General features: G+C 67.1%; 18 protein-coding genes and 1 pseudogene. 13 read left to right on the top strand and 6 right to left on the bottom strand.

Annotation, left to right across the window (positions count from 1 at the left end; genetic code table 11):
• Positions 1-118: 118 nt before the first annotated feature.
• Positions 119-1,075 (bottom strand): LacI family DNA-binding transcriptional regulator, encoded by a 957-nt coding sequence (locus H7694_RS13250; protein ID WP_193596938.1) that lies wholly within the window; start codon positions 1,073-1,075, stop codon positions 119-121.
• Positions 1,076-1,187: 112 nt separating this feature from the next.
• Between H7694_RS13250 and H7694_RS13245 the strand changes: the two genes are divergently transcribed.
• Together H7694_RS13245 and H7694_RS13240 are read left to right on the top strand one after the other, a co-directional pair.
• Positions 1,188-2,507, top strand: coding sequence for an MFS transporter (locus H7694_RS13245; protein WP_193596937.1), 1,320 nt, complete (start codon positions 1,188-1,190; stop codon positions 2,505-2,507).
• Positions 2,508-2,559: 52 nt separating this feature from the next.
• Positions 2,560-4,992 (top strand): glycoside hydrolase family 2 protein, encoded by a 2,433-nt coding sequence (locus H7694_RS13240; protein WP_193596936.1) that lies wholly within the window; start codon positions 2,560-2,562, stop codon positions 4,990-4,992.
• A gap of 127 nt (positions 4,993-5,119) precedes the next feature.
• Here the strand turns inward: H7694_RS13240 and H7694_RS13235 are convergent, their stop codons facing one another.
• On the bottom strand, positions 5,120-5,749 hold the full coding sequence (locus tag H7694_RS13235) for a TetR/AcrR family transcriptional regulator (protein ID WP_193596935.1): 630 nt from the start codon (positions 5,747-5,749) through the stop codon (positions 5,120-5,122).
• Positions 5,750-6,053: 304 nt separating this feature from the next.
• Here H7694_RS13235 and H7694_RS17700 point away from each other — a divergent pair.
• From H7694_RS17700 to H7694_RS13220, 4 genes and pseudogenes are all read left to right on the top strand, one after another.
• Positions 6,054-6,410: pseudogene (locus H7694_RS17700) on the top strand (MFS transporter); the annotation flags it as partial.
• A 70-nt stretch (positions 6,411-6,480) separates the two neighbouring features.
• Positions 6,481-6,957 (top strand): MFS transporter, encoded by a 477-nt coding sequence (locus H7694_RS17695; RefSeq protein WP_227468123.1) that lies wholly within the window; start codon positions 6,481-6,483, stop codon positions 6,955-6,957.
• A gap of 1 nt (position 6,958) precedes the next feature.
• The gene (locus H7694_RS13225; protein WP_227468122.1) at positions 6,959-9,640 is read left to right on the top strand and encodes a family 78 glycoside hydrolase catalytic domain; all 2,682 of its coding nucleotides are present in this window, start codon (positions 6,959-6,961) and stop codon (positions 9,638-9,640) included.
• Between the two features lie 122 nt (positions 9,641-9,762).
• Positions 9,763-10,986, top strand: a complete 1,224-nt coding sequence (locus tag H7694_RS13220) for a family 1 glycosylhydrolase (RefSeq protein WP_193596934.1) — start codon at positions 9,763-9,765, stop codon at positions 10,984-10,986.
• Positions 10,987-11,017: 31 nt separating this feature from the next.
• On the opposite strand, the gene H7694_RS13215 is transcribed toward H7694_RS13220, so the two are convergent.
• The gene (locus H7694_RS13215) at positions 11,018-11,605 is read right to left on the bottom strand and encodes a TetR/AcrR family transcriptional regulator (RefSeq protein ID WP_193596933.1); all 588 of its coding nucleotides are present in this window, start codon (positions 11,603-11,605) and stop codon (positions 11,018-11,020) included.
• 102 nt (positions 11,606-11,707) lie between these two features.
• Between H7694_RS13215 and H7694_RS13210 the strand changes: the two genes are divergently transcribed.
• The 4 genes from H7694_RS13210 (at position 11,708) to H7694_RS13195 (ending at position 17,153) form a co-directional block, all read left to right on the top strand.
• The gene (locus H7694_RS13210) at positions 11,708-13,873 is read left to right on the top strand and encodes a hypothetical protein (protein ID WP_193596932.1); all 2,166 of its coding nucleotides are present in this window, start codon (positions 11,708-11,710) and stop codon (positions 13,871-13,873) included.
• A 141-nt stretch (positions 13,874-14,014) separates the two neighbouring features.
• Positions 14,015-15,331 carry an extracellular solute-binding protein gene (locus H7694_RS13205; RefSeq protein WP_193596931.1) on the top strand — a complete coding sequence of 439 codons (1,317 nt, stop codon included), beginning with the start codon at positions 14,015-14,017 and terminating at the stop codon, positions 15,329-15,331.
• Positions 15,328-16,263 (top strand): carbohydrate ABC transporter permease, encoded by a 936-nt coding sequence (locus H7694_RS13200; protein WP_193596930.1) that lies wholly within the window; start codon positions 15,328-15,330, stop codon positions 16,261-16,263. Before H7694_RS13205 ends, H7694_RS13200 begins: the two co-directional genes overlap by 4 nt.
• The gene (locus H7694_RS13195; RefSeq protein WP_193596929.1) at positions 16,260-17,153 is read left to right on the top strand and encodes a carbohydrate ABC transporter permease; all 894 of its coding nucleotides are present in this window, start codon (positions 16,260-16,262) and stop codon (positions 17,151-17,153) included. Before H7694_RS13200 ends, H7694_RS13195 begins: the two co-directional genes overlap by 4 nt.
• Positions 17,154-17,193: 40 nt before the next feature.
• Here H7694_RS13195 and H7694_RS13190 read toward each other — a convergent pair whose 3' ends face one another.
• Positions 17,194-18,228: a LacI family DNA-binding transcriptional regulator gene (locus tag H7694_RS13190; RefSeq protein ID WP_193596928.1), complete on the bottom strand. Its 1,035-nt coding sequence runs from the start codon at positions 18,226-18,228 to the stop codon at positions 17,194-17,196.
• A gap of 161 nt (positions 18,229-18,389) precedes the next feature.
• On the opposite strand from H7694_RS13190, the gene H7694_RS13185 reads away from it, so the two are divergent.
• From H7694_RS13185 to H7694_RS13175, 3 genes are all read left to right on the top strand, one after another.
• Complete coding sequence (locus H7694_RS13185; protein WP_193596927.1) at positions 18,390-18,923, top strand: hypothetical protein; 534 nt, start codon at positions 18,390-18,392, stop codon at positions 18,921-18,923.
• 28 nt (positions 18,924-18,951) lie between these two features.
• Positions 18,952-19,758 (top strand): SDR family NAD(P)-dependent oxidoreductase, encoded by an 807-nt coding sequence (locus H7694_RS13180; protein ID WP_193596926.1) that lies wholly within the window; start codon positions 18,952-18,954, stop codon positions 19,756-19,758.
• Between the two features lie 561 nt (positions 19,759-20,319).
• On the top strand, positions 20,320-20,616 hold the full coding sequence (locus H7694_RS13175; protein ID WP_193596925.1) for a hypothetical protein: 297 nt from the start codon (positions 20,320-20,322) through the stop codon (positions 20,614-20,616).
• Positions 20,617-20,773: 157 nt separating this feature from the next.
• On the opposite strand, the gene H7694_RS13170 is transcribed toward H7694_RS13175, so the two are convergent.
• The gene (locus tag H7694_RS13170; protein ID WP_193596924.1) at positions 20,774-22,459 is read right to left on the bottom strand and encodes an MDR family MFS transporter; all 1,686 of its coding nucleotides are present in this window, start codon (positions 22,457-22,459) and stop codon (positions 20,774-20,776) included.
• Between the two features lie 25 nt (positions 22,460-22,484).
• Positions 22,485-23,075, bottom strand: coding sequence for a TetR/AcrR family transcriptional regulator (locus H7694_RS13165; protein ID WP_193596923.1), 591 nt, complete (start codon positions 23,073-23,075; stop codon positions 22,485-22,487).
• Between the last annotated feature and the right edge of the window lie 279 nt (positions 23,076-23,354).

Below are 23,354 nucleotides of genomic sequence, written 5' to 3'. Positions count from 1 at the left end.
CCATCCACGACTCCCAGAACTCGTCGGTGATGGCGACGCGTGCACTCGGCGAGCCGCATGCCCAACCGCGCTCAGAAGTCGGTCGCCGCCGGAGCATCGTGGATGACGACCCTCGGCGTCAGGCGGAGTCCCCCGGTACGACGGTGAGGACGACTGGGTCGGTCGGGCGGGCAGGACGAGCGGATCCGGAGACTCGGCTCACGACGTCCCGGATCATTCTGTCCATGGCGGGCGCTGCCTCGACCTTGATCGTGGTGAGGCGTGGCGCCACGAGCGTCCCGATCCGCGTCGCGTCCATGCCCATCAGCGCGACATCTTCGGGAACCCGACGGCCGAGTTCGCGCGCTGCGCCGAGAAGGGCGATGGCCACGTCGTCGTTGTAGCAGGCGATGGCTGTTCCGAGAGGCAGAGTCCGAAGCAAGGATACCGCCTCGTCGAGCTCGAGCGGAAGCCGGATCGACGTCGGCGCGTCGATTCCGTGCGCGAGGCAGTAGTCGGCGAGCCCCTGTTCCCGAGCGTCGCCGAAGACATCGAGGCGGGTATCTCGGAGGTGCGCGTAGACGAGGTGCCGGTGTCCTTTCGACGCCAGGTACTCGCCCTGAAGCTGGCCGATGCGGTGGTTCTCATCACGACCGCCCTCCGCGTGCAGGTCGATGAGGGCGATTCCGGCGGCCTCGATGGATTCACGCTCCGCGGCCGTGGGGGCGACGAACGGAGCGATGACGGCGCGCGGTCGCACGGTGGTGATGAAGTGCTCGAGCAGCTCCACCGGCGAGCTCGCGAAGCGCAGCACGAGGATCAGTCCCGCGCGGGCGAGCTCTTCGGTGAGAAAGTCGACGAAGTCCTGCAGGTTGGTGCCGAAGGTGGTGTTCGGGACCAGGGCGATGACGACATCGCTCGTGCCTGTCGCGAGAGTACGAGCGGCCGCCGATGGGCGATAGTTCATGGCCGCGGCGGTCTCCTCGACCCGTCGGATGGTATCCGGCGAGAAGCGACCGCGACCGTTGAGGATCTGACTGACAGCGGGGCGCGAGACCCCCGCTGCGCGCGCGACGTCGTCGCCGGTCACTGTCATCGAGGCCTCTCCGGTGTTGTCTGCACCAGTGTAGTTGACGCGCGTAAGCAAATGGTGTTCACTCGGTGATAACGCGCGTTAGCGCAGCCCCTCACAAGGACGTGGAGATCCAATGACCAGCAACACCCATCCGGAAACCGGCCCCTTCGAAGCAACCGTTCCCGGTGCTGCCGTCAGCCCCGATGCCCTCCTCGAGCCGTCCGAAGGCCCGCAGCGGATGAGCCGGTGGCTGTGGGTGATCTACCCCCTGGCACTGATCAGCGTCAACGTCGTCTGGGGCGGAGTGCTCCAGGTCATGCTGGGCAGGCAGGTCGCGGAGCTGCTCGGGGAGACGACGGCGGCGGCGGGCGTGCTGGGTCTCGTGATCAGCGCAGGGGCCATCTCGAGTCTGGTCGCGCAGCCGCTCCTCGGACTGCTCTCCGACAAGACGAGCAGCCGCTTCCTGGGGCGTCGCAACATCTGGATCCTCGGATCCGCCATCGCTGCGACCATCGCCCTCCTGGTGACGGCCAGCAGCCCCAGCCCGGTTGTGCTCGCCATCACCTGGGCGATCGCGATGTGGCCCCTCAGCGGGTTGCAGGCCGCGCTGACTGCCGTGCTGCCTGAGCGCGTGCCCGTCCGCAATCGCGGAACCATGTCGGGGCTGGTCGGCGCCTCTTCGATCCTCGGTGCCTTCGGCGGCATCGCGATCGCCGGCCTCACGACGAGTCTGTTCGTCGGATACATAGGCATCGCCGCCGTCATGCTCGTCTTCGGAACCATCTTCGCGTTCACGACCAAGGATTACGTGCCGCCCCTCGCGGTCTCCGGTGCATCCAAGGCGGAGCGTCGCGCCGCCTCCCGTTTCCCCAGCTTCCGCAGCGCACCGGATTTCTGGTGGACGTTCGTCGGGCGGTTCCTCATCGTCTTCGGCTACAACTTCATGTCCGGCATGCAGCTCTACATCCTTGCCGACTACATCGGCGTCGGCACGGTCACCGAGGCGGCCGCGGTTCTCGTCGCCGTCCAGGGCGTGAGCACCCTCGCCTTGCTGGTGTTCTCGATCGTCGGCGGGTGGCTGTCGGACCGATTCGGACGAGTCCGGGTGTTCGTCGCGCTGTCGAGTCTGCTCTTCGCGCCGGGCGCACTCGTCTATCTCCTGGCTCCCACGCTGACCGGCGCGTTCGTAGCGAGCGGGATCCTCGGTGTCGCGTTCGGTGTGTACCTCGCAGTCGACCAGGCCCTGATCACCCGCGTTCTGCCGAACATGAACAACTCCGCACGCGACCTGGGCGTGATGAACGTCGCCAACGCGGGACCGCAGGTCATCGCCCCTGCCCTCGCCGGGGCGCTCGTCGCCGCGACAGGGCTCTATCAGCCCCTGTTCATCGTGACCATCGTCGCCGTGATCCTCGGGGCGATCAGCGTCCGCTTCATCAAGGGTGTCCGGTGACCACCGACACGCGCCCCTCTCAATCCCTGGCACACGATCAGAAAGCACCGGCATGATCCGCACACCCTTCAACAATGACTGGACCGTCGGGCCCAAAGGCTCGATCTTCGACGCCTTCACCGGCGGGGCTGCCAAGGCGGCGGTGACCCTTCCGCACGACGCTCTCCGCGATCTGCCGCGTTCGGCGAACAGCCCCAACGGAAGCCATACCGGGTATCACCCCAGTGCACATCTGGAGTACAGCAAGACCTTCGATGTGCCCGCAGAGTGGCGTGACAAAAGCGTGGTCCTCGATATCGAAGGGGCATATCGCGACGCCGTCGTCTACGTCAACGGCGACTTCGCCGCCCAGCGCCCGAACGGGTACGCAGGGTTCGCCATCGCGCTCGATCCCTTTCTCCGATTCGGCGAGCCGAACACGATCAGCGTGGAGGTCCGCGCCCACGAAGACAGCCGCTGGTACACCGGGGCCGGCTTGTATCGCGACGTCTGGCTGGTCGCCACCGCCCCTGTGCACATCCCGCTCGACGGTGTGCGGATCACCACTCCGGTGATCGACCCCGACCTCGCTTCCGTGGTCACGACGGTCGAGGTCGTCAACAAGGCCCGCCATACCCGCACCGTGCGGGTGGAGACGGAGATCCGCAGCGATTCGGGTGATGTGCTCAGCGTGCAGACGGCACCCCTTACCCTGCTCCCCGGCACGACGGCGCCGGTGCACCTGCGTCACTACCTCGCGGAGCCGGTGTTGTGGGACGTCGACGATCCTCGCCTGCATGTCGCGCGCACCCGGATTCACGAGGGGGACGCGGTTCTCGATGAGGACGAGTCGGTGTTCGGCATCCGTTCCGTGACCGTCGACCCCGTTCACGGACTGCGGATCAACGGGCGCTCTGTGAAGCTCCGCGGGGGGTGCATCCATCACGACAACGGGCCGCTCGGCAGCGCCGCACACCCGCGCGCAGAAGAACGCCGCGTCGAGCTGCTGAAAGCCGCTGGCTACAACGCGATCCGCAGCTCTCACAACAGCATCAGCCGCGCGTTCCTCGACGCCTGCGATCGCCACGGCCTTCTCGTCTGGGACGAGACCTCCGACGTGTGGACGAAGACCAAGACGGCGTTCGACTACTCTCTCGCCTTCCCCGAGTGGTGGGAACGCGATGTCGAGTCGATGGTCGCGAAGGACTTCAACCACCCGAGCGTCATCATGTACTCGATCGGCAACGAGATCTTCGAGACCGGCAGTCCGATCGGGTCGACATGGGGCCGCGCTCTGGCAGAGAAGGTCCGCTCGCTCGACAGCACCCGGCTCGTCACGAACGCCATCAACGGCATGGTCTCGGCCATCGACGTCCTTGCCGCACATGCCGCATCGGGTGACGGTGACACCTCCTCGACGAACGTCAACGCATTCATGGCCTCGATGGAGGACATGGGGAACACTCTCGGTGCATCGGACCTGGTCTCCGAGCGGATCGAGGAGGCGCAATCCCAGCTCGATGTCAGCGGTGTCAACTACGCCGAAGCTCGCTATGCCATCGATGCGGAGCGGCACCCCAACCGGATCGTGGTCGGGTCTGAGACCTACCCCCGCGCTCTCGACAGGATCTGGCCGCTCGTCGAGCAGCACCCGACCGTGATCGGGGACTTCGCATGGACGGCCTGGGACTATATCGGCGAGGCGGGTCTCGGCCGAGCGATCTACGCGGATGACCCCGATGCGCCGCAGGGGCCGAGCTCGCCCTTCCCTTGGCTTCTCGCCCAGTCCGGAACGATCGACATCCTCGGAAACAGGCGCCCCATCTCGTTCTGGCGAGAGACGGTCTGGGGGCTGCGGAGCGAGCCGTACATCGCGGTTCATCGTCCTGAGAACCACGGCCGCGAGGTGTTCATCGGTGGTTGGTCCTGGGATGATGTCGTCAGCAGCTGGAGCTGGGATGTGCCCGCCGGATCCCCGGTCGTGGTCGATGTGTACAGCGACGCGGAGGAGATCGTACTCCGGCGCGACGGAGTCACGGTCGGTCGTGCTCAGGTGGGCGCGCACAAAGCCTTCATCGCACGGCTCGAGACCGAGTATCACCCGGGGGAGCTCACGGCGGTCGCCATCCGAGATGGGCGGGAGGTCGGCGTCAGCAGCCTGCGCACTCGCGAAGACGACGTCCGTCTCGCCCTCGCCGCCGATCGTGCAGACCTGCGCGCCGACGGTTCCGATCTCGCGTACATAGCCATCGAGCTCGCCGACCGCAGAGGAACCCTGGCGACCGACGCCGCTGCCGTCGTCTCGGTGGAGATCGAGGGGCCGGGGGTCCTCGCGGGATTCGCGAACGCGCAGCCGGACTCGACCGAGGATTTCAAGGCCGCGACCCGCACCACCTACGACGGACGGGCGTTGGCGATCATCCGTCCAATCGGTCCGGGATCGATCACCATTCGCGCCACCGCGGCGGGTCTCGACGCGCAGCAGGTGGATCTCGTGGCGCGCTGACAGGGGTGGCGGTCGGCGGATGAGTCGGCCGCCACCCACGACGGTGTGGGCGAGTTCACCCTCTCGAAGCGGTGATGCTCACACCGCCGCAGCTCTCCCTCGAGGCGCCCGGCGCTTCGGCAGAAGCTCACGATAGTGAGGAAGCGGCGGCTGGAGGCTGAGCGGCCACCAGTCGCATGAACGTGGTGAGCAGGCCAAGGGCGTCGCGGGAAGGATCGAGCAGAGCCTGGATGCGCAGACCGTCGACCATGGCGAGCACGAGCGTCACCTTCTCGTCGGCCGTGAGGAGCTCGCTGTCGCTGGTTGGCAGGGGGCCATCTGTGAAGCGCGACCGCATGCGTTCGCGCCGGCCGAGGAAGAAGTCGTGTGCAGGGTGCTCCGGGTTCGTCGCGGCGACGGCGAGGGCGAGCCAGTTGCGCTGGAACTCCGAGTTCGAGAACTCGTCGGCGAGTACCGCACTCAGGATCTGCTCACCTGGAATGTTCGCGGTCATGATGCGCGAGGCGAGGTCTTCCTCGTGCTCCTCGCGCTGCGCGAGCGCGGCGGGGAGGAGTTCCTCCTTTCCGGAGAAGTGCCGCAACAGGGCGGCATGGGTGAGTCCGGCCCTGCTGGCGATGTCACGGAGAGACGCCCGCTCATAACCGTGCTCCGCGAAGCTGGCGAGTGCCGCTTCGACGATCTCGGCCCGTCTCGCCGGTGTGGATGTGCTCTTGCCTCGGCGGCGCGGTGATGGCGTGTCGGTCGGCGGTGACGTCATATCTCCCACTCTCTCACTTTTGCCTTCTGTTACCAAAGTGGTTACTATCGCTCAGGATCGCAATCGGTTGCCATACGGATTTCGACCGCATCTCGCGACGGCGCCCAGAGGAGGGCGCCGCGGATCACTGAACGATGAAGGAGTCCAGGTGACCAAGAGTGAATTCGACCGCAGCGACACGATCGACTCGATCGCCGCAGCCCAGCCGATAGGTGGGAACACGCCGGACGGCTCTCCGCTGGAGGGGACTGCGGTCGCCGCCGAGCCGACCGCCAAGGTCAGCGGCGGCTACATCTTCTGGCTGATGCTGGCGAACTTCGGTGCATCCATCGCGATGATGGTGCCTCTCGCATACGGCCTCGCGCTGCGCATCACCGAACTCGCCCCCGGGCATGAGGAGGTGCTCGGCTACGTCACCGGAACCGCGCAGCTGATCTTCCTGGTGCTGAGCCCCATGATCGGCATCTGGAGCGACCGCACCCGGTCGCGCTTCGGTCGACGCACGCCCTTCCTGTTCCTCGGAGCTGCCCTCGGCATCGTCGGGGCGGTCATCATCGGCTTCGCCCCGAACCTCCTCCTCGTCGGTGCGGGCTGGGTGGTCGCGATGACCGGATGGTCGACGGCCGGAGCCGCGATCCAGACGCTTCAAGCCGACAAGCTGCCCGAAGAGCAGCGCGGCAAGGTGTCGGCGCTCACCGGTCTCATGACGCAGGTCGCGCCGGTGCCTGCCGGTGCGCGAGGTGGCCGGTGTCGTCGCCACCGTCGGGATGCTCGGGGTCGTCGCCGCTGCCGGCGGCGCGCTGCTCGGCGGCTTCCTCTCGGACAAGCTCAAGCGCCGCCGCCTGTTCGTGCTCGCGGCCGCGTTCATCTTCATCGGAGGCGCGCTCGCCGAGGCGTTCGCCTGGTCGCTGCCGCAGCTGATCATCGGCGCCGTGCTCATGCAGCTCGCCATCGCCGTGTTCGCCACAGTGGACCAGGCCATCGTCTACGCGATCATCCCCGATCGCGCCGAATCCGGACGATACATGGCCGTGGTCGCCTTCGCGCAGAAGATCCCCAGTGCGATCGCCCCGCTGATCGCTCCCCTCATCATCACGATCGGCGCCGTGGGTGCCGAGAAGAACTACACGCTGCTGTACCTCATCGGCGCGGTGTTCGCCCTCATCGGCGGTCTGATCATCATGTTCAAGGTCAAGGGAGTGCGTTGAGATGACGCTCGCATCGAACCCGGCATCCGTGCCCGCTGCGCCGTACGACCTGCGGATCGACAGTGGCGGAGACGACTTCACCGTGTCGGAAGCCACACCGCGACTGTCGTTCACCGTGCCCGTCGAGGCGGAGACATCGAACGGTTTCGAGCTCGAGGCGATCGTCGACGGCGAGAGCCGGGCGCGCGTGCCGCTCGATGCCGGCTCTCATCTCTTCGTCGAGTGGCCCTGGGTTCCGCTGACGAGTGGGCAGCGCGTGCGGTGGCGGGCGCGGGTGCAAGCCGGGGACGCCCCGTCGGAGTGGTCCGACTGGTCGACCTTCGAGTGCGGTCTGCTCGACGCCGACTGGTCGGCGGAGTGGATCAGCCCGGTCGAGCACGATGACCCTGGCTACGGAGCTCGCGGCGCCCACACACTGTCCCGCGCGTTCGAGGCGGACGACGTCGTCGCGGCTCGTCTCTACTCGACGGCGCTTGGGGTCTACGAGGCCAGGGTCAACGGACAGCGGGTCGGCACCGCCGAGCTCGCTCCGGGTTCCACGTCGTACGACCGCACGGTCTACGCGCAGGCGGCCGATGTGACCTCCCTGCTCCAGGGCGGTCGCAACGCACTCGAGATCGAGCTCTCCGACGGCTGGTATCGAGGTCAGGTCGGTGCGTTCCGCCTGCCGGCGGGATGGGGTACGACGCTCGCGGCTCGGGCGGAACTGCACCTCGAACTCGCCGACGGATCGCGGCGTGTGATCCGCACCGACGGCGAATGGACCAGCGCTCAGTCGACGATCGTCCGGGCCGACCTGATGGAGGGGCAGACGACCGACTTCCGCGCGGAGAGCGGATCCGCGGTGCCCGTGATCGTCGGCGCGGTCGAGGGGCCGCCCATCTCCTGGTCGCCCGCCCCGCCGGTGCGCGTGGTCGAGACGCGCGACGCGGTGAATGCGAACCGAATCGCAGAAGACACCTGGGTGCTCGACTTCGGGCAGAACGCCTCGGGATGGATCCGGCTGACTGACCTCGGCCCCGCAGGCACTCGAACGGTGATCGACTACGGCGAGCACGTCGACCAGGACGGTGATCTCGACACCTCGCACCTCGACTCGACCAAGCCGGGCGAACCGTCCGTGGTGTTCGTCCAGCACGACGAGGTGGTCTCCTCCGGAGGCGATGAGGTCTTCGAGCCGCGTCACACGGTGCACGGGTTCCAGTACGCGCGGATATCGCGCGAACGCGCCTCCTTCGACGCGGCGACAGCGCAGATGCGCATCGTTCAGACGGATCTTCGTCGCACGGCATCGTTCGAGTCCAGCGCGCCCGCACTCAACCGGCTCCACGAGATCGCCGATTGGAGCTTCCGCGGCAACGCCGTGGATGTGCCGACCGACTGCCCGACACGCGAGCGTCTGGCGTGGACGGGCGACTATCAGGTCTTCGCGCCGACGGCCGCACGACTGTACGACGTGCTCGGCTTCACCCGCAAGTGGCTGCGGTCGGTGCGCGACGATCAGCTCGACGACGGGCGCATCGCGAACTTCTCGCCTGACGGTCGCCGCATCAAGCTGAACCTCGACGATCAGTTCGCGATGATGACGGGATCCTCTGGATGGGGCGATGCGATCACCTTCGTGCCATGGGAGATGTACACCGCGTACGGCGACTCCCAGATTCTCGAGGAGAACTGGGACGCGATGGTCCGCTGGGTCGAGTGGGCCCTCGGGGCTGCGCGCACGACACGGCATCATTCCCGCGTGGAGCGGTCGGCGGAGCCGCAGCCGCACGAGGAATATCTGTGGGACGGCACCTTCCACTGGGGAGAGTGGACCGAGCCTGTTCCCAAGGCTGAGGACGGCTCGCGCCTGGACCCGATCAAGACCAACCCCATGGCCTGGTTCATGGCCGACAAGGGAGAGGTCGGCACGGCCTACCTCTACCGTTCGACGCGGATCCTCGCGGACGCGGCGACGGTGCTCGGTCGGGCCGAGGATGCCGAGCGATACGCCGTGCTGGCCGACCGCATTCTCGACGCCTGGCGCACCGAGTTCCTCGCGGGTGACGGTCGAACGGTGCAGGACACGCAGGCCGCGTACGTGCGCGCGCTCACCTTCGGGCTCATCCCCGAGTCGCAGCGCGCTGCGGCGGCGGAGCGGCTCGTCGAGCTCATCCGGGCCGCCGGCACCCATCTCGGGACCGGGTTCCTCGCCACCGGCGATCTGCTGCCCGCGCTCGCCGACACCGGGCATGCCAGTGTCGCCTACGAGCTGCTGTTCCAGCGCAGCGCACCGTCGTGGCTGCACATGATCGACAGGGGCGCGACCACCGTCTGGGAGGACTGGGAAGGCGTCGACGACGAAGGCGCTGCTCACGAGTCTCTGAATCACTACAGCAAGGGCGCGGTCATCCGCTTCCTGCACACGCATGCTCTCGGCCTTCGTCAGGACCCGGGATCGGTCGCGTGGCACACGTTCACGATCGCCCCCGTCCTGGGCGGCGGACTGACCTGGGCGACCGGGCATCTCGACACTCCGCGAGGGCGGATACGTGTCGAGTGGCGGATCGACGGGGACGAGCTCCAGATCGAAGCGGAGGTCCCGGCCGGATCGGCGGCGACGGTCGTGTTCCCCGATGGTTCGAGGCACGCGGTGCTGCCGGGCCCCTTCTGCGGTCGCGGGCACCTCATCGCCCAGTGAGGCGGGGGAGGATGCGACGCGAGTCGGCGCATCCTCCCTGATCCGTGACCGATCCTGGTGGCGGGATCGTCGTTCCGATACGCTGAGTTGAAATTGCAAGTTGACTCAGAATTGGAGCATCGATGCCCAGCTTCCCCGCCGACTTCCTCTGGGGTGCCGCCAGCGCACCGCACCAGGTGGAGGGTAACAACGTCAACAGCGACTTCTGGATGCAGGAGCCGCACATGATCGGAGCCGATCGCAGCGGCGACGCCCTCGACAGCTACAACCGCTATCCCGAGGACATCGCTCTCATCGCGGATTCCGGCCTCGACACCTACCGGTTCGGAATCGAGTGGGCACGTATCGAGCCGGCTCCCGGACAGTTCTCGCGCGTACAGCTCGCGCACTATCGGCGCATGATCGACACGGCACTGGATGCCGGAGTGCGGCCATTCGTCACGCTGCATCACTTCACCTCGCCGCGGTGGTTCGCCGAAGAGGGCGGATGGCGCTCGCCGCAGGCGATCGACAGATTCCGCGCCTACGTGGAGGTCACGACGACGATCCTCGACGGCGTCGAGTGGGTGTGCACGATCAACGAGCCGAACATGCTCGCGATCATGGTGGAAGAGGCGGAGACCGCTCTGGACCCGAACTCCGCGACCGAGTGGCTCAGTCCCACGTTGGAGGCTGACACCCCGCGTCCCGTGAAGCCCGCACCGTCGGAGGAGATCGGCCGACGCCTCATCGAGGCGCACCACGCGGCCAGGGACATCGTGCGTGAACGCACCGGGGCGCGCGTCGGCTGGTCGGTCGCCAGTCGCGCGTTCGAGACGCGCCCAGGGGCGGAGGAGGTTCGTCGTCGTCTGGAGTACGTCTGGGAGGACCTGTATCTCGAAGCTGCGGCGGACGACGACTACATCGGCGTGCAGGCGTACTCGGCCCAGTGGGTGGGCCTCGACGGCATCGAGCCTCACCCCGTGCACCCCGACAACACGCTGGTGCGCACGGCCTACCGGCCGGATGCGCTCGGCATCGCGGTGCGTCATACGGCGGACGTGCTTCCGCACGTGCCGGTCGTCGTGACGGAGAACGGGATCGCGACCGGAGATGACACGCGGCGGATCGCATACACGGAATCGGCGCTCACCGCACTCGCCGAAGCCATGGCGGACGGCGTCGACGTGCGCGGCTACATCCACTGGAGCCTGCTCGACAACTACGAATGGGGCCACTGGTCGCCGACGTTCGGCCTCGTGGCTGTCGATCGGGAGACCTTCGAGAGGCGGCCGAAGCCCAGCCTGGCGTGGCTCGGCGCCGTCGCGAGGCAAAGTCGTGCGGAACGCGCCGGCGGCACTGTGTGAGCCTGGCTCGCAGCGGGTCGGGGCGGGCGCGTCAGTCCAGCGCGCCCGCTCCGAGCAATGCGCGGATGTGTGTCTCGACCCGTGCGCGGATATCGAACGGCGGCCCCTGCATCCACTGCAGCTGCAGGCCCTCCCACGCGGCGAGCAGGAGATGGGCTGCGGCTTCGGGGTCGACCGAACCATCGACCCGTCCGCTCTGCTGCAGTCGACGGATGTCCGTGGCCACCACGGCTGTCGACCGCGCCCAGCGCGCCTGGAAGAACTCGTTCGCCGGATGGGTGGGGTCGGCGGCGGCGCCGGCGAGCTCGTTGTAGAGCCGTGCGTAGTTCGTGCGCTGGACGCCGGCCTCCGCGCGCGCGCCCATGTCTGCGATCGCGCCCGCTTCCTCACCCCGCGCGCGGATGTTCTCCTCGTCGTGTTGAGCCAGTGCGGCGATGAACAGGGCTTCCTTTGTGGGGAAGTGGTAGAACACCGTCGCCTCGCTCGTCTCGGCGAGCTCGGCGATGTCCGACACCGAGACATTGCGGTGGCCGTGCCGACGCACGAGATCGAGTGCGGCCCTGCTGAGCGCCTGGCGTCGCTGATCCGACTTCGCGTACGGACCTCTCTTCTGGGCCATCAGCGTCCTTCCGATTGCTCTTGAGTGTGCCGCTCAGGCAATGTTATGCTCATCCAGCGAAAGTACTAGTCGACTCAGAATTGAGTCGGGGAAAAGGTGAAGATGCCTGCGACGACCGTCGACCGCCGCCGCCTCGTGCGGCGGCACAACCCGGTGCTGACGGCAGCGCACCCGACCGGTGTGCTCACTGTCGGCAACGGCGACGCGGCGCTGACGGTCGACATCACGGGTCTGCAGACCTTTCCTGCCTTCCACGAACTGGTTCCCGATCCCCATCGCGTCGCGGGCTCCGGAATCGACGGGCTTCCGGAGCAGCGGCCTCGGGGCTTCGACGCCGATGACTTCCAGATCCCCCTGCGCACCCAGTCATCGTGGGCGTGGTACCGCACGCGGACCACGCGGGAGTTCGACCGTGACGAGACCGTCACCCGATACGACACGGCCAGAGGGCCCGTTCCCTATTTCGACCGGATGGGTCTGCAGCGAGCAGGCGACGAGATCGCCGACGAGTTCGCGGCCGGCGCCTGGTTCCATTTCAATCCGCGCCGCGCGCACCTCGGTCGGCTGGCGTTGACCCCGCCGGACGACGGATCGCCTGCGCTCGATCCCGACTCCGTGCTCAACCCCCGCACGGAGCTCGATCTGTGGACCGGGCGTGTGCACGCCACGTATCTGCTCCACGGCGAGACCGTGGCTGTGACGACGGTCGGGCACCCCTCGGATGCGTCGTTCGCGGTGCGGGTCGAGTCGCAGCTCCTCGACCGGGGCTGGGGGGTGTCGTGGATCTTCGATGCCCAACCGGACGATCTCGCTGCCTTCGAGTTGCCTCTGCGTGAGTCGACGTGCTGGAGCCGCCGGGCTTCCGGCGCTGCGATCGCGTGTCGCCGCGTCGAGGACACGACGTATCACGTCGAGGTGTCGACGACCGGCGAGCTCGACGCGCGCGGCGATGCCGCACTCGCCACGACCGAGCGCGGGGCGCTCGAGCTCGTCGTCGTCCTGCATCCCGCTGAGCCGGATGCTGGGCCGATCGACAGGACGTTCGCCGACGTCGTCGACGCGGCAGCGGTCTGGTGGGAGAGGTACTGGCAGAGCGGTGTCGCGGTGACCTTCGAGGGCAGCGACGACGAGCGTGCCGACGAGTTGGAGCGCCGTGTGGTGCTGTCGCAGTACCTCACCGCTGTGAACGGGGCGGGGGCGACACCGCCGGCGGAGACCGGCCTGACCTACAACACCTGGACGGGCAAGTTCCATCTGGAGATGCACTGGTGGCACGGCGCCCACTTCGCGCTCTGGGGGCGCGGCGATCTGCTCGAACGCAGCCTCGGGTGGTACCACGATGCCCTCCAGGCGGCGCGCGACACCGCCGCCTGGCAGGGGTATCGCGGCGCTCGCTGGCCGAAGCAGACCGACCCCACCGCTCAGGAGTCGCCGAGCAACATCGGAGTGTTCCTCGTCTGGCAGCAGCCCCACATCATCCACCTGCTCGAGCTCCTCCGCCAGCAGGGGAGGAGCGATGACTTCCTGAGTGCGCACTACGACCTGGTCGAGGCGACCGCCGACTTCATGGCCGATTTCGTGGAGGAGCGCGATGGAGTCTTCGTGCTGCCGCCGCCTCTGATCCCTGCGCAGGAGAGCTACCTCGCCGACCGGAGGACGAACACCGACCCGACCTTCGAGCTGGCCTACTGGTCGTGGGCTCTCGACGTCGCGAACGAGTGGCGCGCGCTGCTCGGACTCGACATCCGCGACGACTGGGAGCGTGTGGCGCGTGCCATGTCGCGGCCGACCGTTCTCGACGACGGCACGTATGCCGCACTGTCGACGCCGCCGCATCTGATCCGCAAGGACCACCCGTCGATGCTCATGGCCCTCGGGTGGCTCCCGCCGACCGAGATCATCGCGCCCGATGTCATGCGCGCCACGCTCGACGCCGTGTGGTCGCGGTGGGATCTGCAGTCGAGCTGGGGGTGGGACTACCCCGTCATGGCCATGACCGCAGCGCGGTTGGGCGACCTGAGGCGGGCCTTCGACGCGATGCTCCTCCCCTCCCCGAAGAACGAGTTTCTCGCGAACGGCCATAACCCGCAGATCCCGGGCTTCCTGTCGCTCTACCTCCCCGCCAACGGCGGCCTCCTCGCCGCGGTCGCGTACATCGTCGCGGCCATCGAGGCCGGAGCGTCCGTACCGGAGGAGTGGCGAGTGAGCTACGAGGGCGGAACGCCATTCACGACCCTGACCGATCGGGCGGCTTCGGCCGTCGGGTGACCCCGCATCTACGACAAGAGAGGATTGAGATCTGTAAGGCAACCGGTTGACAGTCTTGATAGGAACGTCACCGAAGCGCGCACCACCGCAGCAGCAACCGATATCGAACCGCTCGACGGTTCACTGTTCGAAGGATTTTCAATGATGAGGACCACGCGTTACCCCCACGCTCCCCGAGGTGCTCGACGTCTCGTGCTCGCCGCCGGCGGCGTCGCCGCAGCGATGGCGGTCGCCCTCTCGGGCTGCTCGTCTGCCGAGCCGGCGAAGCCGCCCGCCGATGCGGGAGACGTCGAACTGACGTTCATGAACCAGTCTCGCGGTCAGGAGGCCGCGCTCACGCAGCTCGCGGAGCAGTACACGGACGAGACCGGGATCAAGGTCACGATCGACTCGCCCGGACCCGCCGACTACCTCCCGAAGCTTCAGGCGCGGGCGCAGTCGAACTCGATGCCCGACATCTACTCCTCGTTCCAGGCCACGGACATGGCTCCGTTCTACAAGGCGGGCTGGGCGATGGACCTCACCGACGAGCTCGAGGGGGAGTGGAGCGATGACTTCAGTCCGGCGATCATCGAGATGTCCACCTTCGAGGAGGGCAACAACCTCGATGTCCCCGCGGGGATCTACACGGTGCACTGGGAGACGCAGACCTACGGCTTCCTCGTGAACCCGGCCCTCACCGGGATGACCCTCGAAGAGGCCCCGACGACGACAGAGGACTTCATCGATGCGCTCGCCGCCTCCGATGACGGCGGCTTCTCGGTCGCAGCCTCGCTCACACCCCAGTTCCTGCAGGCGATCGTCTCCAACTGGCTGACCGACGAAGAGATCGCGGCGACCTTCAACGGTGAGGAGAGCTGGGAGCAGGATGCCTGGCGAGAGGCCTTCCAGGTTCTGGTCGACATGAAGGACGCCGGCGTGATCGCCCATGACGCGCTGGTCGGCGGCCAGGATGACAACCCGAACGTGGAGTCGTCGTTCTTCACCCAAGCGATGGGCTCGATCTTCGACGCATCCCCGGGCGTCTCGGTGGGCCTTCGCACGAACCCCGAGTTCGAGGACTACTTCTCGGTGGGCATCCTCGCCGTCGATGGCGGCACCGAGGACCCCCGTTCGCCTGGTGTCCCCGGAAAGGGCGCGGTCATCAACCCGAAGGGCGAGCACCCCGAGGAGGCTCTTGCATTCGTGAAGTGGCTCACCGAGCCCGAGCAGCAGGCGGTGTTCGCCGAGGTCGGACGTATCCTGCCGACGAACCCCGAACTGCTCTCGAGCGGCGACGTGCCGACACAGCTCGCGGGCTTCGCCTCGGGAGTCGAGACCGTCCAGGTCATGTCCGCGACGTACGCGACCGACGTCCGCACCGCCATCGTCGCCGAAGCGCAGCGCGTCGTGCTGGGCGAGGCGACGATCGACGAGGCTCTGGCCAACATCCAGGCCGCCCAAGACCGCGTGTCATGACGACGTCTTCTCTGTCGCTTGCTGCGCGGCGCCCCATCCGGGCGCCGCGCAGGAAGCACTCGCTGCGGGCCAACCTGCTGGGCTGGCTCTTCCTCGCGCCTGCCATCGCGCTCATCGGGATCTTCACGATCGTGCCGTTCGGGCAGGCGATCCTCCTCAGCTTCCAGTCGTGGGACGGGGTGAGCCCGGACACTCCATGGGTGGGGCTGGCGAACTACGAGTTCATCGCGAGCGATCCCGTCTTCTGGGCCTCGATGAGGAACGTGCTGTTCTTCGGAGTGGTCGGCTTCTTCGTGGGCAACGGCGTGGCCCTGGCGATGGCTCTGGCCGTGAACCGCATCACCCGGGGCAAGACCTTCTTCCGCACCGTGTTCTACCTGCCCGGCGTGCTCTCGGTGGTCGTCGTCGGCCTGCTGTTCTCGTTCATCCTCGCGCCGGGTTCAGGCGTGCTCAACCGGGTCCTCGAGACGATCGGTCTCGGAGGGCTCCAGCAGAATTGGCTCGGCGATCCGTCGGTCGCGCTTCCCGCCGTCGCTGCGGTCTTCGTCTGGTTCCACTGGGGCTTCGGATTCCTCCTCTTCCTGGCCGGTCTGCAGGACGTGCCCAAAGAGCTCTATGAGGCGGCCGATCTCGATGGTGCGAGCCCGTGGGCTCAGTTCCGCTACATCACCTGGCCGCATCTGGCGCCCGTCACCTCGATCGTGAGTCTGCTCACACTCCTGGCGGCCCTGCAGATCTTCGGAACCGTTCAGGTTCTCACGAACGGAGGCCCCGGCTACCACACCATGGTCCCGACCCTGGCGATCTTCAACGAGGCCTTCGTGAACTGGCGCTACGGCAGTGCGGCGGCGATGTCCGTCGTCTTCGGCGGCGCTCTCGTGCTGCTCTCCGTGCTCCAGCTCGCCATCACCGGGCGGAGGTCCCGCGCATGACCCTGATCACCCAGCCGCCGGTCGACGAGACACCCGTCGCGACCGAGTCCACCCGCCCCGGCAACCGTCGCCGCATCCGTGCCGACAGGGTGGGGTTGTACGGGCTTCTCGTCATCGCCGCGCTCACGGCGATGCTCCCGCTCCTCTGGATGCTCTCGGGATCGCTGCAGAGCCTCACCGAGCTGCTGTCGAACGACTCCTTCCTGCCGGCCGACCCGCAATGGCAGAACTACGTCACAGCCTGGGTGCAGGGTGACCTCGGCACGTACCTGCGCAACAGCGTCATCTACACGGGGTGCGCCGTCGCCGGCATCCTGATCGTGTCGAGCCTGGCGGGCTATGCGCTCGCCCGCCTCGACTTCGCGGGCAAGGGCGTGTTCACGGTGATCATCCTGGCCGTGATGATCATCCCTGCGCCCGCCATGTTCCTGGCGCAGTACAAGCTGCTGATCTCGCTGGGGCTGACCAACAACCCGGTGGGCTACGTCCTGATCCTGATCACCTCGGGCATCCCTATGTCGACCCTGATCATGCGCAGCTTCTTCGTCAGCCAGCCGCGTGATCTGGAGGAGGCCGCAGCGCTGGACGGCGCCGGACCGCTCCGCATCTTCTGGAGCGTGATCCTGCCCCTCGCGAAGCCCGGGCTCGCAGCCGTGGCCGTCATCCAGGGGCTCGGCGCGTGGAACGAGTACCTGATGGCGCTCGTGCTCTTCGACGACAACGCGCTGATGCCGATCCAGCGAGGACTCACCGCGTTCACGTCGGCGGAGACCCCGCAGCAGCAGATCCTGCTCGCGGCGACGACCATCTCGATCGTGCCCGTGGTGATCTTCTATCTGATGGCCCAGCGGCACATCGTGAAGGGGATCGGAGCGGGAGCGATCAAGTGAGTTCGGTGCGGGGCGAGGACCGATTCCTCGCCCCCGCCCGTCACCTCGAAACTCTGGCGGTCGACTCCCGCACCACGAGCTCCAGAGGGAGCACGACCTTCGACGCGGCACGGTTCCGATCCGCGTCGATGACCGTCTGCATGGCACGGGTCCCGATCTCGCGCAGCGGAGAGCGCAGCGTCGTGAGCGCGGGGACCGCGAGCTCGGCGCTGAAGATGTCGTCGAATCCGATCACGCTGAGATCGTCGGGGAGGTGGAGACCTTCGGCGCGAGCGGCTCGTAGAAGCCCATGGGCGACGAGGTCGTTGTAAGCGAGCACGGCGGTGACGCCGGAGGCCCGTACTCGACGCAGCGCCGCCGCGCCCGCCTCGACGGTGGGGGCGTCGAGTGCGATCTCCACCGCCGAGATGTCTCGTGCCGCCGCGAGGTCGAGTGCGAGATCCCAGCGCGGGCGATTGATCTGCACCCCGCTGAGGCCGAGGTACGCCACCGACCGGTGCCCGAGGTCGTGGAGATGATCCATGGCGGCGGTGAGCCCCATCGCAAGATCGGGGATCACGCTGGGCAGCGACGGAGCGGCATGATTCGCCGCGACGATCGGCTTCACCCAGGACAGCGTCGCGAGCGAGTCGTCGTCCAAGCGGGAGGCGACGACGAGGAGGCCGTCCACGGACGATTGGAGGGTCTGTATGGTCTCCCGTTCGATCTCCGCCAAACCCTCCGTCTCCGAGATGATCAGCGTGTACCCGTTCGCGCGTGCCACCTGCTCCGCGCCGCGGATCAGTTCGAAGTGCACGGGGTTGGTGATGTCGGGCAGCACGATCGCGAAAGTCCCCGTGAGTCCCGTGGGAAGCGCCCGGGCCATGGGGTTCACGCGATAGCCGAGCTCTGCAGCGGCAGCACGGATCCTCTCCTCGGTGGAAGCGTTGGTTCGACCGGGTCGGTTGAGCGCGCGCGAGACCGTGGACGGATTGAGGCCGACCTTCTGGGCGATGTCGTAGATCGTCGGAGGTCGGCCAGTGCGGGCCGGGTTCGCCATCGGCTCGTCGGACGCCATCGGTTCGTCTCTCGACATCGAAGTGTCATCCCCTCATCGTTGCGGTCGCGGGCATCCGGTTCCCCGATCGTACGGCAGGGCGTCGCCGTCTCCTTCGTCGAGCGATGGCAACCGCTTGCCAAAATGCTCCGTCCATGGTTGTCTGATTCCACATGTCGGGGCGAACTGCCCCGGAGAGGATGAGCGACAATGCTGCGACCCCAGTGGTCCCCGACCCGAAAGAGCGGCCGGAAGACGGCGGCAGCATCCTGCGCGACAGAGGCATCTATCCGGTGACGCTCGCGCACTGGTTCCTCGGCGAGCCCGACCATCTCCATGCGCACGGCGTCGTGTCGGACGGTTTCGACCTCGCCGGGCATGCGACTCTCGACCACAGCGGGAACGCCTTCGCTCAGCTGGCGTGGTCGGGCACGGAGTTCCTCGACCTCTCCGCGGCCGTGAGCGGCGAGCGCGGATGGATCACGATCGACCCGATGTTCTGGGCGGGCAGCACCGCTCGTGTGCACGCGGGCACCGCCGAGCGTATCTTCTGCGCGCCAGAGCGGGTGGAGCATCCGCGAGTCGGCAACGGCTACGGCCCGATGCTCGAGGCCGTGACTGCAGCGATCGACTCCGGCCTGCGTGAGCATCCCTGGCACGACGCGGCGACGACGATCTCGGTCACCCGAACGCTCGACCGCATCCTCGCCGAGATCTCTTCCCCGTCGCTCTGATCGCGACCCACCCACCCAGAAGGAACCCATGGACATCTCAGGCAAGGTCTTCGTCGTCACCGGCGCAGGGAACGGCATCGGACGCGAGGTCACGCTCAGACTGCTCGCCGGGGGCGCTTCTGTCGCCGGCGTCGACCTCAACGCGGCCGGTCTGGACGAGACGGCCCGCATCGCCGGGGCCGGTAGCCGCTTCACCGCGCACGTCGTGAACATCACCGATCGGGGTGCGATCGACGCGCTGCCCGAGGCAGTGGTCGCCGCGCACGGTCAGGTCGACGGAGTCGCGAACATCGCGGGTGTGATCCAGAAGTTCGTCAAGGTCAACGATCTGCCGTTCTCCGAGATCGAGAAGGTCATGAACGTGAACTTCTGGGGAGTCATGAACGTGTGCAAGGCGTTCCTCCCGCACCTGATCGCCCGACCGGAGGCGTCTCTGCTGAACGTCGCGAGCATGGGCTCGTACGCGCCCGTGCCGGGGCAGGCGGTCTACGGAGCGTCGAAGGCGGCGGTGAAGCTGCTCACCGAAGCGCTGTACGCAGAGCTGCTCGACACGAACGTGCACGTGACCGTGATCTTCCCCGGAGCGATCAGCACCGGAATCGCCGCGAACTCCGGCGTGGATCTGGGCGGCGACGCCTCGGCAGAGAACAGCTCGTACAAGACGACCACACCGCAGGAGGCTGGTCGCGTGATCGTCGATGCCATCGTCAAGAACCGCTTCCGCGCGACGATCGGCTCGGACGCGGCGGCGATGGATCGTCTGTCGCGCCTGAACCCGAAGTTCGCGACGACGATGATCGCGAAGCAGATGGGTGCGCTGCTCGACGCTCACTAGGCCGGATAGCTGAGATAAGTGGTCTTATCGTCGGTAAACGGCCAGACAGGGAAGTAAGAAGGGGGTGAGCAGGTGAGAGCGCGCGGACTGCGGTGGCGCGGGCATTCGACGCGACACGTTGACTTGATGTCGAACCTGAGAGCGCGGCGATATGAACGAGTGCGGAGGCGTGCATGCCGGGAACTCGCACCCCGTGAGTCGACCGCCCCCAAGGCAACGCCGTCTCGTGATGCCGGGCGTGGGTGCGGGCTAGGGTGCCTCGCAGCGGTAGTCGAACAGCGACCACCCGCATTTCAATAGTCGGTAAGAGGCGAGGAACGGCTCCGCGACGAGCTCCAGGCTTCCTGGAGCTTTACCCTCGCCGACGCCCGTGCGTCGGTCCGCCGGGCCGAAGGTTGTCCGCTGAAAGAGCGACCAACCGAGGATGTGAGCATCAGCGCTCATCTCGCGCCACAGCCGTCGTGCCGCGTCGCGAGACGAAGTGTCCGCGAAAGCGTGATCAGCTGCGGCGCCGATGACGTCAGTGACATTGAGGGTCGCCCTTGAGCTCTGGCCTACTCCATGCCGATCCTGATCCTGGGCGGCGTCGCGTCCACCCTGGGAATCGCTGTCTTCCTCGCGGTCAACCAGGCGATGGTGCTCGACGTGCTGCCGCTCAGGGAGACCCAGGCGGGCCGGTTCATGGGGATAACGACGTTCTCGCAGAAGATCCCCAACGCGCTGGCGCCGTTCCTCGCGCCCCTAATCCTGGGCATCGGCGCAGCGGGCCCGAATTACGCAGTCCTGTACGTCACCGCGGGAACGCTCGTGGTCGCCGGCGGGATCGTCATCGTGGCGCGGGTGCGTACCGTCGCGTAACCAAGGGTCGGTGCCTCGACCGAGATCGTGCGGACCCACGCGTTCCGCCTGGCCGCCATCTCGGTGGATGGCGGCGGCGCCTTCTACTCCTGATCGAGCGCTCCGGGCGGCGAGAGGTTACCCGGAGCCGCTGATCACTTCCCGACCGTGACGGACCTCACGGCGTGCGTTCGCCGCTCTGGGTCGGAGTCGAGCCCGTCGACACAAGTTCTTCGGCTGAGTCGAAGCGCATCTTGGCCGTGCGGTCAGCGCGCTGCTGGGCCTCGAGCGCCTCTGCTTCTTCGCCGCTGATCGCCTCGCCGCGGGCGACGAGACCGGCCACATCGGAGAGCGGAATCTGCTTGAGGAAGAGCGAGAGGATGAACGCGAGTCCGATGAACGGCAGCAGGTACCAGAAGACGGGTGCGAGGGCGTCGGCGTAGGCGTTCACGACGCCGTCGCGCAGTGCGTCCGGCAGCTGGTTCAGGGCCTGTGGATCGAGCGTCGAGGTGGCGTTGGCGGCATCGGACGCCGAAGCCCCGGCGCTCGTGAAGACATCCCGCAGGTTCTCGGTGAGACGGGTCGTGAAGATCGTGCCGAACACGGCGGTGCCCAGCGCGGCGCCCACTTCGCGGAAGTAGTTGTTGGTGCTGGTCGCGGTGCCGATCTCGGCGGCGGGGACGGCGTTCTGCACGACGAGCACGACGACCTGCATGATGAGGCCGAGTCCCGCGCCGAACACGAACAGGAAGACGCAGATGAGCCAGATCGGCGTGGACGCGGTGAGCGTCGTCATGCAGACCATTGCGACGCCGGTGATGACGGTGCCGAGGATCGGGAACAGGCGGTACTTGCCGGTCTTGGTGATCAGGAGGCCGGAGGCGATGGATGTGCCGATGAGGCCCACCATCATGGGGATCATGAGCAGGCCGGACGCTGCGGCGGACGTCCCGGAGGACATCTGCAGGAATGTCGGGACGAATCCGATGGCCGCGAACATGCCGAGCCCGAGTGTGAGGCCGATCGCGGTCGCGTTGACGAAGACCGGATTCCGGAAGAGGCTCAGCGGAATGATCGGGTCCTTCGCCTTGGACTCGGTGAAGATGAATGCGGCGATGGCCACGAGCATCCCGAGTCCGAAAGCCCAGGTGAGCAGAGAGTCCCAGCCGAAGTCCTTGTCGCCGCCGAAGTCGGTGAAGAAGATCAGGCATGTCGTGGCCGCCGACAGGAAGACGATGCCGAGGATGTCGAGGGGCTTGGTCGCCTTCTTGCTCGGGAGCGTCAGGGCGAACAGTGCGACGAGGAATGCAGCGATACCGATCGGGATGTTGATGTAGAACGCCCACTGCCAGGTCATGTGGTCGACGAAGAACCCTCCCAGGAGGGGACCGGCGACGGCGGAGAGGCCGAAGATCGCGCCCAGGGGGCCGAGATACTTGCCGCGCTCCGAGGCAGGCACGATGTCGGCGATGATCGCCTGGGACAGGATCATGAGTCCGCCGGCGCCGAGTCCCTGCATCGCACGGAAGATCACGAACATCCAGAAGTCGCCGGCGAAGGCGCACCCGACCGATGCCAGGGTGAACAACGCGATCGCGATGAGGAAGAGGCCGCGCCGGCCGAGGACATCGCCGAGTTTGCCGTAGACCGGCATGACGATCGTGGTCGCGAGCAGGTAGGCGGTGGTGATCCAGACCTGGTGATCGACGCCGCCGAGCTGGCCGACGATCGTCGGCATGGCGGTGGACACGATGGTCTGGTCGAGGCTCGACAGCAGCATGCCGGCGATGAGGGCGCTGAAGATGATCCAGATCCGCCGCTTGGTCAGCAGCAGGGGCGCGTGTGCGGGCGCGGCGATAGTCATGACGGGTGTCCGTTCCGGGGTGGTGTCAGCGGGAGAGGAGTTCGCGAGCCGCGTCGAGTCGGCGCAGAAGGAGGCTGCGGAAGTCGCCGGCATCCGTTGCGAAGTACTCGACGACCGTCGGCCGCAGCAGCGATCCGACCAGTTGAACGGCGGTCTGGGCGCGGACGTCGTCGGGCGTCGCGCCCAATCGACGGGCGACGAGCGCGATGTCTTCGCGCTCACCCTGCTCGGCGAGTGACAGCATGTGCGCGACGAGTCGGGGCTCGCGCTCGACGACGCGACCGAGCTCCTCGGCGTCGGATCGGGTGAGCGCGAACGCGGCCCACCGTGCGACGTGCAGCTCGACGAGGTCGGTCAGCAGATCGCCGTCGCCGGCGGCGAACACCTCGCCGAGTGCCGTGGAGTCGGTGCGTACGGGGATGCCGAGGACCGCGTTCTCCTTCGACGCGAAGTAGTTGAAGAACGTGCGTCGCGAGACGCCGACTTCGGAACAGAGCTCCTCGATCGTGAAACCCGAGATGCCGCCCTCAGCCGTCAGTCGTCGCGCCTCCGTGCGCAGAGCAAGAGACCGTTCAGCGGTCTGGCGATCGCGAAGCGAAGGTGCACCCGATGTCATGGAGTGCAGTATTGCACTGTGACTGGGTGAGTGCAACTTGCTGTGCGCACCGGAGCAGCCGGTCGGTCCCGAATCTGCTCAGCCACAGTGTCGGCTGGGTTATCGCTCGCGAAGGAAACGTGAGAAAGCGTGTGGGAAAGGATCAAACGATTCCCGTCCTGCTGCCCACATCGGCGAAAGGTCGAAATCCGCGGAAAACCAACTCGGACCGCACCGTGCACAGCGGCGAAATGCCACTGAGTAAGGGTTCAAATCCCACCGTCACCGCCAGATCGAAGG

Origin of the sequence: Microbacterium sp. YJN-G (assembly GCF_015040615.1) — a bacterium.
Classification (GTDB): Bacteria; Actinomycetota; Actinomycetes; order Actinomycetales; family Microbacteriaceae; genus Microbacterium.
The sequence above is the reverse complement of the archived record's forward strand: the minus strand, read 5'-3'. Positions and strand labels throughout refer to the sequence as shown.

Coding starts and splice junctions, on each gene's coding strand:
- H7694_RS13250 (WP_193596938.1), bottom strand. CDS start 1,075: ATGACAGTGACCGGCGACGACGTCGCGCGCGCAGCGGGGGTCTCGCGC.
- H7694_RS13245 (WP_193596937.1), top strand. CDS start 1,188: ATGACCAGCAACACCCATCCGGAAACCGGCCCCTTCGAAGCAACCGTT.
- H7694_RS13240 (WP_193596936.1), top strand. CDS start 2,560: ATGATCCGCACACCCTTCAACAATGACTGGACCGTCGGGCCCAAAGGC.
- H7694_RS13235 (WP_193596935.1), bottom strand. CDS start 5,749: ATGACGTCACCGCCGACCGACACGCCATCACCGCGCCGCCGAGGCAAG.
- H7694_RS13225 (WP_227468122.1), top strand. CDS start 6,959: ATGACGCTCGCATCGAACCCGGCATCCGTGCCCGCTGCGCCGTACGAC.
- H7694_RS13220 (WP_193596934.1), top strand. CDS start 9,763: ATGCCCAGCTTCCCCGCCGACTTCCTCTGGGGTGCCGCCAGCGCACCG.
- H7694_RS13215 (WP_193596933.1), bottom strand. CDS start 11,605: ATGGCCCAGAAGAGAGGTCCGTACGCGAAGTCGGATCAGCGACGCCAG.
- H7694_RS13210 (WP_193596932.1), top strand. CDS start 11,708: ATGCCTGCGACGACCGTCGACCGCCGCCGCCTCGTGCGGCGGCACAAC.
- H7694_RS13205 (WP_193596931.1), top strand. CDS start 14,015: ATGATGAGGACCACGCGTTACCCCCACGCTCCCCGAGGTGCTCGACGT.
- H7694_RS13200 (WP_193596930.1), top strand. CDS start 15,328: ATGACGACGTCTTCTCTGTCGCTTGCTGCGCGGCGCCCCATCCGGGCG.
- H7694_RS13195 (WP_193596929.1), top strand. CDS start 16,260: ATGACCCTGATCACCCAGCCGCCGGTCGACGAGACACCCGTCGCGACC.
- H7694_RS13190 (WP_193596928.1), bottom strand. CDS start 18,228: ATGTCGAGAGACGAACCGATGGCGTCCGACGAGCCGATGGCGAACCCG.
- H7694_RS13185 (WP_193596927.1), top strand. CDS start 18,390: ATGAGCGACAATGCTGCGACCCCAGTGGTCCCCGACCCGAAAGAGCGG.
- H7694_RS13180 (WP_193596926.1), top strand. CDS start 18,952: ATGGACATCTCAGGCAAGGTCTTCGTCGTCACCGGCGCAGGGAACGGC.
- H7694_RS13175 (WP_193596925.1), top strand. CDS start 20,320: ATGCCGATCCTGATCCTGGGCGGCGTCGCGTCCACCCTGGGAATCGCT.
- H7694_RS13170 (WP_193596924.1), bottom strand. CDS start 22,459: ATGACTATCGCCGCGCCCGCACACGCGCCCCTGCTGCTGACCAAGCGG.
- H7694_RS13165 (WP_193596923.1), bottom strand. CDS start 23,075: ATGACATCGGGTGCACCTTCGCTTCGCGATCGCCAGACCGCTGAACGG.